Annotated in this window: 8 protein-coding genes; 3 read left to right on the forward strand and 5 right to left on the reverse strand. The window is 64.5% G+C overall.

The window, feature by feature from the left end; translation table 11 throughout:
• Positions 1–31: 31 nt before the first annotated feature.
• The 5 genes from BG83_RS0121115 to BG83_RS0121135 all read right to left on the reverse strand — a co-directional run bounded on the left by BG83_RS0121115 (position 32) and on the right by BG83_RS0121135 (position 10080).
• Entirely contained in the window at positions 32–595 is a 564-nt protein-coding gene (locus BG83_RS0121115) for an acyloxyacyl hydrolase (protein ID WP_024978588.1), read from the reverse strand.
• Between the two features lie 301 nt (positions 596–896).
• Positions 897–2402 (reverse strand): efflux transporter outer membrane subunit, encoded by a 1506-nt coding sequence (locus BG83_RS0121120; RefSeq protein WP_024978589.1) that lies wholly within the window; start codon positions 2400–2402, stop codon positions 897–899.
• Positions 2403–2404: 2 nt separating this feature from the next.
• Entirely contained in the window at positions 2405–5506 is a 3102-nt protein-coding gene (locus BG83_RS0121125) for a multidrug efflux RND transporter permease subunit (RefSeq protein ID WP_024978590.1), read from the reverse strand.
• Entirely contained in the window at positions 5503–8637 is a 3135-nt protein-coding gene (locus BG83_RS0121130; protein ID WP_024978591.1) for an MdtB/MuxB family multidrug efflux RND transporter permease subunit, read from the reverse strand. The genes BG83_RS0121125 and BG83_RS0121130 overlap by 4 nt, the downstream gene beginning before the upstream one ends.
• Positions 8638–8694: 57 nt before the next feature.
• Positions 8695–10080, reverse strand: a complete 1386-nt coding sequence (locus tag BG83_RS0121135; RefSeq protein ID WP_024978592.1) for an MdtA/MuxA family multidrug efflux RND transporter periplasmic adaptor subunit — start codon at positions 10078–10080, stop codon at positions 8695–8697.
• A 253-nt stretch (positions 10081–10333) separates the two neighbouring features.
• Here BG83_RS0121135 and BG83_RS0121140 point away from each other — a divergent pair, with 253 nt between their 5' ends.
• The 3 genes from BG83_RS0121140 (at position 10334) to BG83_RS0121150 (ending at position 12903) form a co-directional block, all read left to right on the forward strand.
• Positions 10334–11065: a response regulator gene (locus BG83_RS0121140; protein WP_024978593.1), complete on the forward strand. Its 732-nt coding sequence runs from the start codon at positions 10334–10336 to the stop codon at positions 11063–11065.
• On the forward strand, positions 11049–12335 hold the full coding sequence (locus BG83_RS0121145; protein ID WP_024978594.1) for an ATP-binding protein: 1287 nt from the start codon (positions 11049–11051) through the stop codon (positions 12333–12335). Before BG83_RS0121140 ends, BG83_RS0121145 begins: the two co-directional genes overlap by 17 nt.
• Before the next feature lie 127 nt (positions 12336–12462).
• Positions 12463–12903 (forward strand): DUF333 domain-containing protein, encoded by a 441-nt coding sequence (locus tag BG83_RS0121150; RefSeq protein WP_024978595.1) that lies wholly within the window; start codon positions 12463–12465, stop codon positions 12901–12903.
• The last annotated feature ends 84 nt before the right edge of the window (positions 12904–12987 follow it).

The following is a 12987-nucleotide window of genomic DNA, read 5'->3' on the forward strand; positions in this document are numbered from 1 at the left end:
TTTTTTCTCAAGCGTCGCAAACGTTCAGGTTTTAGAACGTGTAACGCAGGTAAAGCTCGTTTAGGTCCGTGCCCGGATTCGGGCGCTTGATCGACGCGTTCGACAGGTGTTCGAAGCGGTAGCCCATTTGGAATTGTTGCTTGCTGCCAAAGGCCACGCCCACGCCGATCATGTCGGAGAACTGGAAGGCCGTGCTGAAATAGTGCTCGTTGGACGTGCTGACGTGCGACAGCAAGCGCGGGCCGACACCAGCCTCGATGAACGGTACCCACGAGCCGCCGCGCTTTTCAAGGCGGAACAGCGGCGTCACGCCGAATTCGGTGATGTTTTGGCGGTTGGTGCCCTTGGTCGAGCGCCACTGGCCCAGCGCGACTTCCCAATCCAGATTCACGAACCAGCCTTCCGGGTTGCCCCAGTGGAAGCCCGAGTCGAAGTCGAGGTCGACGCCGTATTTCTCGATGCCGTGCTTGTTGTCTTTGCCATAGATGACGCGCACGGACGGGTCAGCCTGAGCGGGCAGGGCGGCAAACAGCGTGGCGGCGCCCAGGGCGGCAGCCAGCAGCTTGGCGGAACGGGGAAGCGCGGATCGGATCATCAGAGAGAGAGCAGAGTCAGTTGAGCGGCGCGCGTGAATCGGGGCAACTGCGTCGGCAACCACGCGCGCGGCGGACATGGTGGCTGGCAAACAGACGGTCTGGATAGCACCGGGGCGGCTTGCAAGGCATCGGGCGACGCAATTTGCGCGCCCGCTGCTGCATCAGCCGGCCCGGATGGTCGGGCGGTCTGAAATAAATTCCGTCGATTATAGGGGGAACTATCCGACTGCGTGCGGGCTTACGCACAAGGGGACATTGCCGGTAGCGAAACATCGTCGGCCACCGGCAACAACAGAAGGGTTATTGCGCGGCAGGAGCGGATGCCCTCGGCAGCGCCGCCTGGCCAACCACCGGCACTTCGCCGTGCCACCCGCCGCCCAGCGCCTTGACCAGCAGCACCGCTGCCGAATACTGCTTGCCCTGCAGCGTGAGCAGCGTGCGCTCGGCATTGTAGGCCGTGGCCTGTGCGGTGATGACTTCCAGGAAGCTCACCGTGCCCGCGCGATAGCGGTTCAGATTGAGTTGCGCGGCTTCCTGCGCGGCCTTGACGGCATCGGCCTGCACGCCAAATTCCTGCGTCTGCCAGCGAAGCGCGGCGAGGTTGTCTTCGACATCCTGAAACGCGCCCAGCACCGTCTGGCGGTATGTCGCGACCGACGCATCGTAAGCAGCACCGGCCTTGTCGACGGCGGCTGCACGCGCGCCGCCATCGAACAGCGTGGCGGCCAGCGTTGGGCCGATCGACCAGACGCGGCTCGGCAGCGTTGCCAGGCGCGAAAGCGTGTTGGCCGCCAAACCGGTCGAGGCCCCCAGCGTGAGTGTCGGGAAGTACGCAGCCTTGGCCACGCCGATCTGCGCGTTGGCGGCGGCCATGCGGCGCTCGGCGGCGGCAATGTCGGGGCGGCGCTCCAGCACGGCCGATGGCACTTCCAGCGGAATGGCGGGTAGGGCCGGCAAGTCGGCTGCACTCGCAGCGGTGGCCGGGGCCAGCGAGAATTCAGACGGCGGTTTGCCGATCAGCACCGCAATGGCGTGCTCAAGCTGCGCACGGGTGACTTCGGTATCCAACAGCAGCGCCTGCGACTGCTTGAGCTGCGTCTGCGCGGTCAACACATCCGAACGCTGCGCCACGCCCACGGCGTACTGGTTTTGCGTGAGCTTCAGGAAGCGCTCGTAGTCGGCAACCGTGCGTTGCAAGACAGCCTTTTGGGTATCCGTGACACGCAATTGAAAATAGTTCTGCGCAAGCGTTGCCTGCGCGGACAGCAAAGCGGACGACAAATCACCGGCGCTCGCTTGTGCGCTGGCTTTGTTTGACTCCACCGATCGGCGGATGCGGCCCCACAGGTCCAGCTCCCAACTGGCGTTGAGTGACAGGCTTTGCGAGTTGAGCAGACTCGGGTTGCCTGTCGACAGGCTGCCGTCCGGGTTGACCGAGGTGCGCACTGAACGGCTGCGCGTGGCCGATGCATTGGCACCCAGCGTCGGGAAGAACGAAGCCTGCGCCGATTGCACCAGCGCCTGGGCTTGGCGGTATTGCGCCTCGGCCACCAGGATGTTCTGGTTGGCGGCGGCCACCTGTTCTTCGAGCGCGTTCAATTGCGGGTCGTTGAAGATTTCCCACCACTTGCCGCGGGCTATGGCGTCGCTCGGGTCGGCGACTTTCCAGTCGCCGGCTTCCTTGTATTGCTGCGGCACTTCGGCGATGGGGCGCTTGTAATCGGGCCCGACCGCGCACGCCGAGACGAGCGCGCACGCGGCTAGCACGAGCAACGAGGTACGAAGGGCTTGAGTGCCTCTTGTCATGTTCAGCTTCCTTGCGAATCCAATGCGGGCAGCGGTGTGTCCTTGGTGCGCCCGGCGCGACGCAGGCGCAGCCGGTCAAGCGCCAGGTAGACCACCGGCGTGGTGTAGAGCGTGAGGATCTGGCTGACCAGCAGCCCGCCAACGATAGAGATGCCCAGCGGCGTGCGCAGCTCCGCGCCGTCGCCATGGCCGAGCGCCAGGGGCAGGGCGCCCAGCAGCGCGGCCATCGTCGTCATCAAGATCGGTCGGAAGCGCAGCACGCAGGCGTGGAAGATCGCATCCGCAGGGCTCATGCCCTGGCTGCGCTCGGCCTCCAGCGCGAAGTCGATCATCATGATTGCGTTCTTCTTGACGATGCCGATGAGCAGAATCACGCCGATCAACGCGATGATCGAAAAGTCCGTATCTGTAATGATCAGCGCCAGCAGCGCCCCGACACCGGCCGAAGGCAGCGTCGACAGAATCGTGATGGGGTGCACGTAGCTCTCGTACAGCACGCCCAGCACGATGTAGATGGTGATGAGCGCAAACAGAATCAGCACGGGCTGGCTGGAGAGCGAATCCTGGAACGCCTTGGCGGTGCCCTGGAAACTGCCGTGCACGGAGGATGGCACGCCGATGCGGTTCATGGCGTCCTGAATGTCCTGCGTGGCACCCGACAGCGATGCCCCGGGGGCCAGGTTGAACGAGATCGTGCTCGCCGCGAATTGCCCCTGGTGGTTGACCGCCAGCGCCGTGTTGGTCGGCTCGTAGTGCGAGAAGGTCGACAGCGGCACCTGCGCACCTGTCGATGTGATGAGGTAAATGTCCCGCAGGCCGTCGGGGTTCTGCCAGTACTGCGGCGCGGCTTCCATCACCACGCGGTACTGGTTGAGCGGGTTGTAGATGGTCGACACCTGGCGCTGTCCGAACGCGTTGTTCAGCGCATTGTCGACATCGCTTGGGTTGATGCCGAGCGATTTCGCTTTGTCGCGGTCGATGACGAGGGAGGTCTGCAAGCCCTTGTCCTGCGTATCGGTGTTGACGTCTGTCAGCGATTTCACCTGCGTGAGTGCCTGCTTGATTTTTGGATCCCACGCGCGCAGCTCGTTCAGGTCATCGGCCTGCAACGTGTATTGGTACTGCGCATTGCTCGCCCGCCCCCCCACGCGGATGTCCTGTACCGATTGAAGGAACAGGCTCGCACCTGGCTCGCGCGCCAACTTGCCCCGCAGGCGATTGATCACCTGATCGGCAGAGAGTTTCCGCTCGGCCAATGGCTTGAGCTGGATGAACATGAAGCCGCTGTTGCGCTGGCTGCCGCCTGTGAAGCCGACCACGTTTTCAACCGCAGGGTCTTGCTGAATGATGTGGATGAAATCGGTCACCTTCGTGCGCATGGCCTGGAACGAGATGGCCTGGTCTGCCTGGATGTTGCCGATCACGCGGCCTGTGTCCTGCTGGGGGAAGAACCCCTTGGGCACGATGATGTACAGATAGACGTTCAGGCAAACCGTCGCAAACAGGATCAGCAGCGTGAGCCAGCTGTGCCGCAGCGCCCACGCCAGCGAGTTGCGATAGATGTCGAGCAGGAAGGTGAAGAAGCCTTCGGTCTTGCGGTGGAACCAGCCGTGTTCTTCCTCGGCAGCGGGCTTGAGCAAGCGCGCACACATCATCGGTGTGGTGGTGAGTGACACCACCAGCGACACCAGGATGGCGACCGACAGCGTCACCGCAAATTCACGGAACAGCCGTCCCACGATGCCGCCCATCATCAGCAGCGGGATAAACACGGCAATCAGCGACAGGCTCATCGACACCACGGTAAAGCCGACCTCGCGCGCGCCCTTGAGTGCCGCCTGCATGGGCCGCATGCCGTTCTCGATGTGGCGCGAGACGTTCTCGAGCACGACGATGGCGTCGTCCACCACAAAGCCTGTCGCCACGGTCAAGGCCATCAGCGAAAGGTTGTCGAGGCTGTAGCCGCACAAGTACATCACCCCGAATGTGCCGATGAGCGAGACCGGCACCGCCACGCTCGGAATGAGCGTCGCCCGCACGTTGCGCAGGAACAGGAACACCACCATGATCACCAGCGCGATCGACAGCACCAGCGTGCGCTCCACATCCCTGAGCGAGGCGCGGATGGTGGGCGTGCGGTCCATCATCACATCGAGGTTGATCTGCGCGGGAATGGTGTTGCGCAGGTACGGCAGGATGTCGTTGATGCGGTCGACCGTGTCGATGATGTTGGCGCCCGGTTGCCGGCTGATGATGAGCAGCACCGATGGCTTGCCGTTGGCTGAGCCGTAGTTGCGAATGTCCTGCACGCTGTCACTGACGTCCGCCACGTCGGCCAGCCGCACCGGCGAGCCCTTGCGCCAGGCGACGATGAGCGACTGGTATTCGGCAGCCTTCTTGGCCTGGTCGTTGGCGTAGATGGTCCAGACGCGCTCGCCGGATTCCATCATGCCCTTGGGCTTGTTCGCGTTGGTGCTGGCGATGACGGTGCGCACGGTCTCCATCGAGATACCGTACTTGTTCAGTGCCATCGGATTCAGCTCCACCCGCACCGCCGGCAGCGACGCACCGCCGATGGTGACCTGGCCTACGCCGTTCACTTGCGACAGCTTCTGCGCAAGGATGGTCGAGGCCGCGTCGTACAGCTCGCCGCGCGACTTGGTGTCGGACGTCAGCCCCACGATCATGATCGGCGCATCGGCCGGATTGACCTTCCGATACGTCGGGTTGCTCGGCAAGCCCGAAGGCAGCAGGCTGCGCGACGCATTGATGGCAGCCTGTACGTCGCGCGCAGCGCCGTCGATGTCGCGCGACAGGTCAAACTGGAGCGTGATCCGCGACGAACCGAGCGAGCTGGACGAAGTCATCTCGGTAATGCCCGCGATGCGGCCGAGTGATCGCTCCAGTGGCGTCGCCACAGTGGCTGCCATGGTCTCAGGGCTGGCGCCCGGCAGCGACGCGTTGACCGAGATGGTCGGAAAGTCCACCTGCGGCAGTGGCGACACCGGCAGCAGGCGGAACGCCGCGATACCTGCCAACGCCACACCGATAGTCAGCAGCGCCGTCGCAACCGGCCGCGCGATGAAGGTGGCGGACAGATTCATCGCGGCCCGCCAGATTGGTTGGCGCCCGGAGCGCCGTGGCGTCGGGCAGCACGGCGCGCTCGCCAGTCACGCAGGCGTTCGCCCAGGTTGTCGAAGGCCAGATAGATGACCGGCGTGGTGAACAGCGTCAGCACCTGGCTGACCAGCAGGCCGCCCACCATCGTGATCCCCAGCGGCTGGCGCAACTCGGAGCCCACGCCCGTGCCGAGCATCAGCGGCAGGGCACCCAGCAGGGCGGCCATGGTCGTCATCAGAATCGGACGGAAGCGTAGCAGACACGCCTGGTAGATGGCGTCGCGCGGGGCCATCCCCTGCTCGCGCTCGGCCTCCAGCGCGAAGTCGATCATCATGATCGCGTTCTTCTTGACGATACCGATCAGCAGGATGATCCCGATGATCGCAATGATGCCCATGTCCTTGCCTGACACCAGCAGCGACAGCAGGGCACCCACGCCGGCCGACGGAAGCGTCGAGAGGATTGTCACCGGATGGATCGTGCTTTCGTACAACACGCCCAGCACGATGTACATCGTGATGACGGCCGCCAGGATCAGCCACAACTGATTCGACAGCGACGCACGGAACGCCAGCGCCGCACCCTGGAAACTTGTTTGCATGCTGGCAGGCAAGCCGATTTCCTGTTCGACGGCATTGATCGTGTCGACCGCCGCGCCCAGCGAAGCATGCGGCGCCAGGTTGAACGAAATGGTTGCCGCCGGGAATTGGCCCTGATGGTTCACCACCAGCGAGCCAGGTTGTTCCACCACCGTGGCAAACGCGCCCAACGGAATCTGTTGGCCGCTGCTCGATGCCACGTGCAGGTCATACAGCGATTGCGGCCCAAGCTGCATCTTCGGGTCCGTTTCGAGCACCACGCGGTACTGGTTCGATTGCGTGAAGATGGTCGAAATCAGGCGCTGGCCGTAGGCGCTGTACAGCACGCTGTCGACCGCCGCCATCGTGATGCCGTACACCGCCGCCTTGTCGCGGTCGACCTGCACGTAAGCGCGCAAGCCGTTGTCCTGCAAGTCGCTCGCCACGTCGCGCAGCTCATTGGTCTGCTGCAGTCGTTCAACGAGTTTCGGCACCCACTTCGAGAGGTTGTTCGGGTCCGGATCTTCCACCGTGAACTGGTACTGCGTGCGGCTCACCCGGTCTTCAATCGTCAGGTCCTGCACCGGCTGCATGTACAGCGAGATACCCGCCACCTTGGCCAATTCGGGCTGCAGGCGCTGAATGATCTCGGTGGCGTCGGCGTCGCGTTTATCCTTCGGCTTGAGGTTGATCAGCATGCGGCCGCTGTTGAGCGTGGTGTTCACGCCATCCACGCCGATGAACGACGACAGGCTCTCGACCGCAGGGTCTTTCAGCACCACCTCGGCCAGCTTCTGCTGCCGTTCGGCCATGGCCGAGAACGAGATCGACTGCGATGCATCGGAAATGCCCTGGATCACGCCGGTGTCCTGCACGGGGAAGAACCCCTTGGGCACCACCACATACAGCAGGCCCGTCAGCACCAGCGTGCCGATGGCAACCAGCAGCGTCGTCTTCTGCCGGTCAAGCACCCATTGCAGCATGCGGCCGTACCGCGCGATGACGTTGTCGAAGAACGCGCCGGCAGCGTGATAGAAGCGCGATTGCTCGGCTTCGGGAATGTGCTTGAGCAAGCGCGCGCACATCATCGGCGTAAGCGTGAGCGACACCACGGCCGAGATCAGGATCGATACCGCCAGCGTGATTGCAAACTCGCGGAACAGCCGCCCAACCACGTCGCCCATGAACAGCAGCGGAATCAGCACGGCGATGAGCGAGAACGTCAGCGAGATGATCGTGAAGCCGATCTGCTTGGAGCCTTTGAGTGCGGCCTCCATCGGTGGGTCGCCCTCTTCGATGTAGCGGGCGATGTTTTCGATCATGACGATGGCATCGTCGACCACGAAGCCAGTGGCAATCGTGAGCGCCATCAGCGTGAGGTTGTTGATCGAAAACCCGGCCAGATACATCACGCCGAACGTACCGACCAGCGACAGCGGCACCGCCACCGCCGGAATGACCGTGGCCGGCACGTTACGCAGGAACAGGAAGATCACCATCACGACCAGCGCCACGGCCAGCATCAGCTCGAACTGCACGTCCGATACCGAGGCGCGGATCGTCGTGGTGCGGTCGGTCAGCAGCGACACCTCAACGTTGCCGGGCAGCGTTTCTTTCAACTGTGGCAGAAGCGCCTTGGCACGGTTGACCACCTCGATCACGTTGGCGCCAGGCTGGCGCTGCACGTTCAGGATGATGGCGGGGGTGGTGTTGGACCACGCGGCCAGCTTGCTGTTTTCGGCGCCGTCAACGATCTGCGCAACGTCGGTCAGTCGGATGGGCGCGCCGTTCTTGTAGGCGACGATCATCTTGCCGTACTCGGCGGCCGACTTGAGTTGATCGTTGGCGTCGATGGTGGAGGCGCGCATCGGGCCGTCGAAGCTGCCCTTGGCGCCATTCACGTTGGCGGTGCCGATGGCGGTGCGGATGTCATCGATCGACAGCCCTAGCGCGGCTAGCGCTGACGTATTGGCCTGGATGCGTACGGCCGGCCGCTGCCCGCCGCTGATGCTGACCAGGCCAATGCCCGGCAACTGCGATAGCTTTTGCGCGATGCGCGTGTCGACCAGGTCTTCCAGCTTGGGCAACGGCATCGTGTTGGAGGTGATCGCCAGCGTGAGGATCGGCGCGTCGGCCGGGTTCACCTTGCTGTAGATCGGCGGCATCGGCAGGTCGTTGGGCAACAGGTTGCCGGCCGCGTTGATGGCCGCCTGTACCTCCTGCTCCGCAATGTCGAGCGAGAGGGACAGGTCAAACTGCAGCGTGATGACCGAAGCACCGCCTGAGCTGGACGACGTCATCTGCTTCAAGCCCGGCATCTGCCCGAACTGCCGCTCCAGCGGTGCGGTGATGGACGACGTCATCACGTCGGGGCTGGCACCCGGGTACAGCGTCGTGACCTGGATGGTCGGGTAGTCGACCTCGGGCAGCGCAGAGAGCGGCAGCATCCGGTACGCCACCAGGCCCGAGAGCAGGATGGCGACCATCAACAGCGTGGTCGCCACGGGCCGGAGGATGAAGATTCGGGAGGGATTCATGCCAGCTCGGAACAGAAGACTTCGTCAGGCGAGTGCACGCAATGCACGACTCAGGGCTTACGGCTTGGCAGCCGGGGCACTCGCGGCGGGTGCCGAAGCGCCGCCCTGGCCACGGCGATGACGCCCGCCCTGGTGGGCCTGGCCGGCGGCGGGTGCGCTTGCGGCGGCGCCCGGCTGGATCACCTCCACCGGCGAGCCGTCGCGCAGCTTGTCGGCACCATCGATCACCACACGCTCGCCGGGCTGCAGGCCTTGCGCAACCGACACGCGTTCCCCTTCGGTCACGCCCAGCTTGACCACGCGCAGCGCCACCTTGTTGTCTTCGCCGACCACGTAGACGAAGGTGCCCTGCGTGCCGCGCTGGATAGCCGCACCCGGCACGATCACCACGTCGCGTAGCGTATCCACCCGCATGCGCACGTTCACGAACTGGTTCGGGAACAGCATGGCGTTCTGATTCGGGAACTGCGCACGCAGCTTGACCGTACCGGTGGTGTTGTCGATGGTGTTGTCCACCGTCATGAGTACGCCGCGCGCGAGCTGCGTGGTCTGGCCGCGGTCCCAGGCTTCCACCGGCAGTTTGTCGCCGGACTGCAGGCGCGGCATGACCTTGGGCAGGTTGTCTTCAGGAATGGAATAGATGACGGTGATCGGGTCGATCTGCGTGATGACCACGATGCCGTTGGTGTCCGAGGCGTGCACGATGTTGCCCGGGTCCACCTGGCGCAGGCCAACCCGGCCAGACACCGGCGCGGTGATGCGCGTATAGGAAAGCTGCACGCGTGCGTTGTCAACGTTGCCCTGGTCCAGCTTGACCGTGCCGTCGTACTGGCGCACCAGCGCGGCCTGCGTGTCCACCTGCTGCTTGGAGATCGAATCCTGCGAGAGCAGCGTCTGATAGCGCTGCAGGTCGAGCTTGGCGTTTTGCAGCAGCGCCTGATCGCGCGCAAGCTGACCTTCCGCCTGGGCGAGCTGCGCCTGATAGGTGCGCGGGTCAACCTCGGCAAGCAGGTCGCCGGCCCTGACGGTCTGCCCCTCGGTAAACGCCAGGCGCACGAGCTGGCCGTCCACACGCGTCTTGACCGTCACGTTGTTGACCGGCGTGACATTCCCCAGCGCCGACAGCACCACGTTGATGTCGCCTTTGACGGCCGTGCCGACCATCACCGGCATCGGCTTGCCCGCCATGGCCGCCCCGCGCCCACCGGGGCCACCTCGCCCTGCCGGGCCGCCCGCATTGCGGTACTTCGCGTGGTAGACCGCATAGCCGATCAGCACCAGGATAATGATCACCACCCAGATGCCCCAGCGGCGGCCCTTGCCACCCTCGCGCGGGGGCGGCAGCAGCGTCGAAGACACCTCGTTGGGCGTCTCCTTCCCCTCGTGCGTACGGCGGCCGGCGTCGTCAAACTGGCCGGGCTTCTGGTCCTTGGGATCGGACATGTTGGCGTTCCTGTTCTTAGCAATATGGGGACGAGCGCACATCATAGCTGGCGCCCGTGCCAGTCAGACCGCAGCTTAAAGGCAACGCCTTTGCGCAGAATGAGTCGCGCAGCGGGTTCTATTACGGCAGATTACAAACCCATTGCGGTGTTACCGGGCGAAACAATATGGTGAAAGTGCGCGCGATTCGTGGTGGCCACAATCGCTATCATGAGCACACCTTCCTGCGCATACCAGACACTCCACCAGACAGATGAGCGGCACCAAGATCCTGGTCGTCGATGACGACGTCGAACTGCGCGACCTTCTGCGCGAATACCTGACCCAGCAGGGTTTTGCCGTTTCCGTGCTGCACGACGGCGATGGGCTGGGCGCCCGGCTCGAACGCGAGCGCCCCGCACTCGTCGTGCTCGACCTGATGATGCCCAAGGTGGACGGCCTGTCCGCCCTGCGCGACCTGCGTGCCCGCAACGACGACGTGCCCGTCATCCTGCTCACCGCCCGCAGCGACGAGATCGATCGCATCATCGGCCTGGAAATCGGCGCCGACGACTATCTCGGCAAGCCGTTCTCGCCGCGCGAGCTGCTCGCCCGCATCAACGCGGTGCTGCGCCGGCGCCTGGCCGTGCCGGCATCGGCTCCGGAAGACCGCGACAGCTTCAGCTTCGGCCCGTTCAAGCTCAACTTCCGCATGCGCACGCTGTTTCGCGGCGACACCGCACTCTCCATCAGCGATACCGAATTCGCGCTGCTCAAGCTGCTGATCGGGCATGCGATGCAGGTGCTCACGCGCGAGCACATCGTCGAGCTGATGTACGGGCCGGGCAGCGGCGTGTCCGACCGGGGCATCGATGTGCAGATCTGGCGCCTGCGCCGCGTGCTGGAAGAAGACGCGCAGCGCCCGCGGTACATCCAGACCGTGCGCGGCCGCGGCTACACCTTCGTGCCGGACGAGCGGGAAGAGGTCAATGAAGTTCAAGGCTAGATTCGACACGCTGTTCGGCCGGCTGGCGGTGCTGATCGTGGTGGTGCTGGTGCTCAGCCATTTCTCATGGCTGGGCGTGCTGCGCGCGGAGCGGCGCGAGCGGCAGTTCCAGGCTTCGGTGGATCAGATGGCGTTCCAGTTGCAGGCCTTCCAGGCAGCGATGGATGGTCATCTGAAGGTCAAACTCCCTGACCTCGTGACCGAAACCGCTGAGCCGCCTTCGGGCGACGCGTCGTCGGCATCTGACAAATCTGCGGAATTGGTGCGACAGCTTGCGCGCCGTTTGCCATCCGACACGCAGTTGCGGCTCGAAGCGGGCCCCACGCCCCGCGTGTTCGTGCGCTTTCCGCAGCGCAACAAGTGGATCGCCATGCCGCTGGTGTGGGTGCATGCGCCGCCCACCATCTCGGCCGTTGTGCCGGGCGTGATGGTGGTGCTGGCGATTGCCATTGCGTTCTCGCTGTTTGCGGCGTGGCAGATTCAGCGCCCCGTGCGCGAGCTGGCCGATGCGGCCGGTGCGCTGGCCCGGCGTCGTTACGTGGCCCCCCTTAAGGAGCGCGGCCCGTACGAACTCCGCCAGTTGACCGATCAGTTCAACCATATGGCTGCTGACCTGTCGGCCGCCGACGAAGAGCGCAACACCATGCTGGCCGGCATTGCGCACGACCTGAAGACGCCGCTGTCACGCCTGCGCCTGCGCGCCGAAATGCTGGCCGACCAGAAAGCAGGCGCCGGTATCGAACGCGACGTTGAATCCATGTCGGCCATCGTCGAACAGTTTCTCGCCTATGCGCAAAGCGGCGATAGCGAGGCGCGCGAGGTGTCGGTCGACCGCCATCTGCGCGGCCTGGTGCAGCCGTTTGCCGAGCAGGGTAAGCATGTCGCGCTCGATCTGCATGCGGGAGACCGCTTCCGCCTCAAGCCGACGCATCTGGAGCGCATCGTCGTCAACCTGCTCGACAACGCGTTCGCGTATGGCGCCGAGCCTGTCAACATCCGCACCACGGTGGATGAAACCGGCTACACGCTGACGGTGGAAGACCATGGCGCGGGCATCCCCGTTGCCGACTTTGACCGCGTCATGCGGCCCTTTGTGCGCCTGGACCCGGCGCGCGGCGGCAATGCGCATTGCGGGCTCGGCCTGGCAATCGTCGATCGGCTGGTGCGTCACCTGGGCGGTGAGCTCGCGGTCGGGCCGTCGGCTGCGGACGCGCCATCGCCGGGTTTTCGCATCACCATGCGGTTTCCGGTCTCAACAGCGGCGGCTTGATCGCCCGATCGCCCGATCGCCCGACTGATTGCCCGACTGACACACGGGCAAGCGATTGCGTGAGCTATCCTAGGCGAGGCAAGCACGCTTGTTGCGTGCGTTCACCAGAACTCCGGGAGGAAAACGCATGAATCGCGCTGTCTGTCTCGTCAAGGATGCTGGCCAGGCCCGCATGGTCGCCGCCGTTGCCGCGTGTGTGCTGGCGATGGGCTTGGCGGCCTGCTCGTCGCCGATGCCTCCGTGGCAGCCGCCGCGCATGACCATCCAGCCCGCGCCACCGCCTGTGCCTGCACCGGCACCCGCGCCGGTGACCACGCTGCCGCCATCCCCGGCCATGCAGCCGGCGCCGTCTCAGCCGCCGGCCTACGCTCCACCGCCTGCCGCAGATACGGAACCCCCGCGCGCAACGCCAGGCATGGCGAATCCGGCATCCACGTATTGCCTGCAGCGCGGAGGTCAGCTTGAATTTTCCACCCGTGCCAACGGCGCTGACGTGGGAACCTGCGTCAGCCCTGGCGGGGATGAATGCGAGGAATGGGCGTTCCTGCGCGGAAGTTGTACGTGGTAAGTGCCGGCAGTTGCCGCAGGCAATGAAAAAGGGCCGCAGATGTTGCGGCCCTTTTTGTTTGGAGGAGGCGAATGGTTTGGAGAT

Source organism: Ralstonia pickettii, assembly GCF_000607165.1.
Classification (GTDB): Bacteria; Pseudomonadota; Gammaproteobacteria; order Burkholderiales; family Burkholderiaceae; genus Ralstonia; species Ralstonia holmesii.

What these genes read in the sequence shown, in the direction of transcription:
- BG83_RS0121115 (WP_024978588.1), bottom strand. Translation starts at nt 595, where the DNA reads ATGATCCGATCCGCGCTTCCCCGTTCCGCCAAGCTGCTGGCTGCCGCC.
- BG83_RS0121120 (WP_024978589.1), bottom strand. Translation starts at nt 2,402, where the DNA reads ATGACAAGAGGCACTCAAGCCCTTCGTACCTCGTTGCTCGTGCTAGCC.
- BG83_RS0121125 (WP_024978590.1), bottom strand. Translation starts at nt 5,506, where the DNA reads ATGAATCTGTCCGCCACCTTCATCGCGCGGCCGGTTGCGACGGCGCTG.
- BG83_RS0121135 (WP_024978592.1), bottom strand. Translation starts at nt 10,080, where the DNA reads ATGTCCGATCCCAAGGACCAGAAGCCCGGCCAGTTTGACGACGCCGGC.
- BG83_RS0121145 (WP_024978594.1), top strand. Translation starts at nt 11,049, where the DNA reads ATGAAGTTCAAGGCTAGATTCGACACGCTGTTCGGCCGGCTGGCGGTG.
- BG83_RS0121150 (WP_024978595.1), top strand. Translation starts at nt 12,463, where the DNA reads ATGAATCGCGCTGTCTGTCTCGTCAAGGATGCTGGCCAGGCCCGCATG.
- BG83_RS0121140 (WP_024978593.1), top strand. Translation starts at nt 10,334, where the DNA reads ATGAGCGGCACCAAGATCCTGGTCGTCGATGACGACGTCGAACTGCGC.
- BG83_RS0121130 (WP_024978591.1), bottom strand. Translation starts at nt 8,637, where the DNA reads ATGAATCCCTCCCGAATCTTCATCCTCCGGCCCGTGGCGACCACGCTG.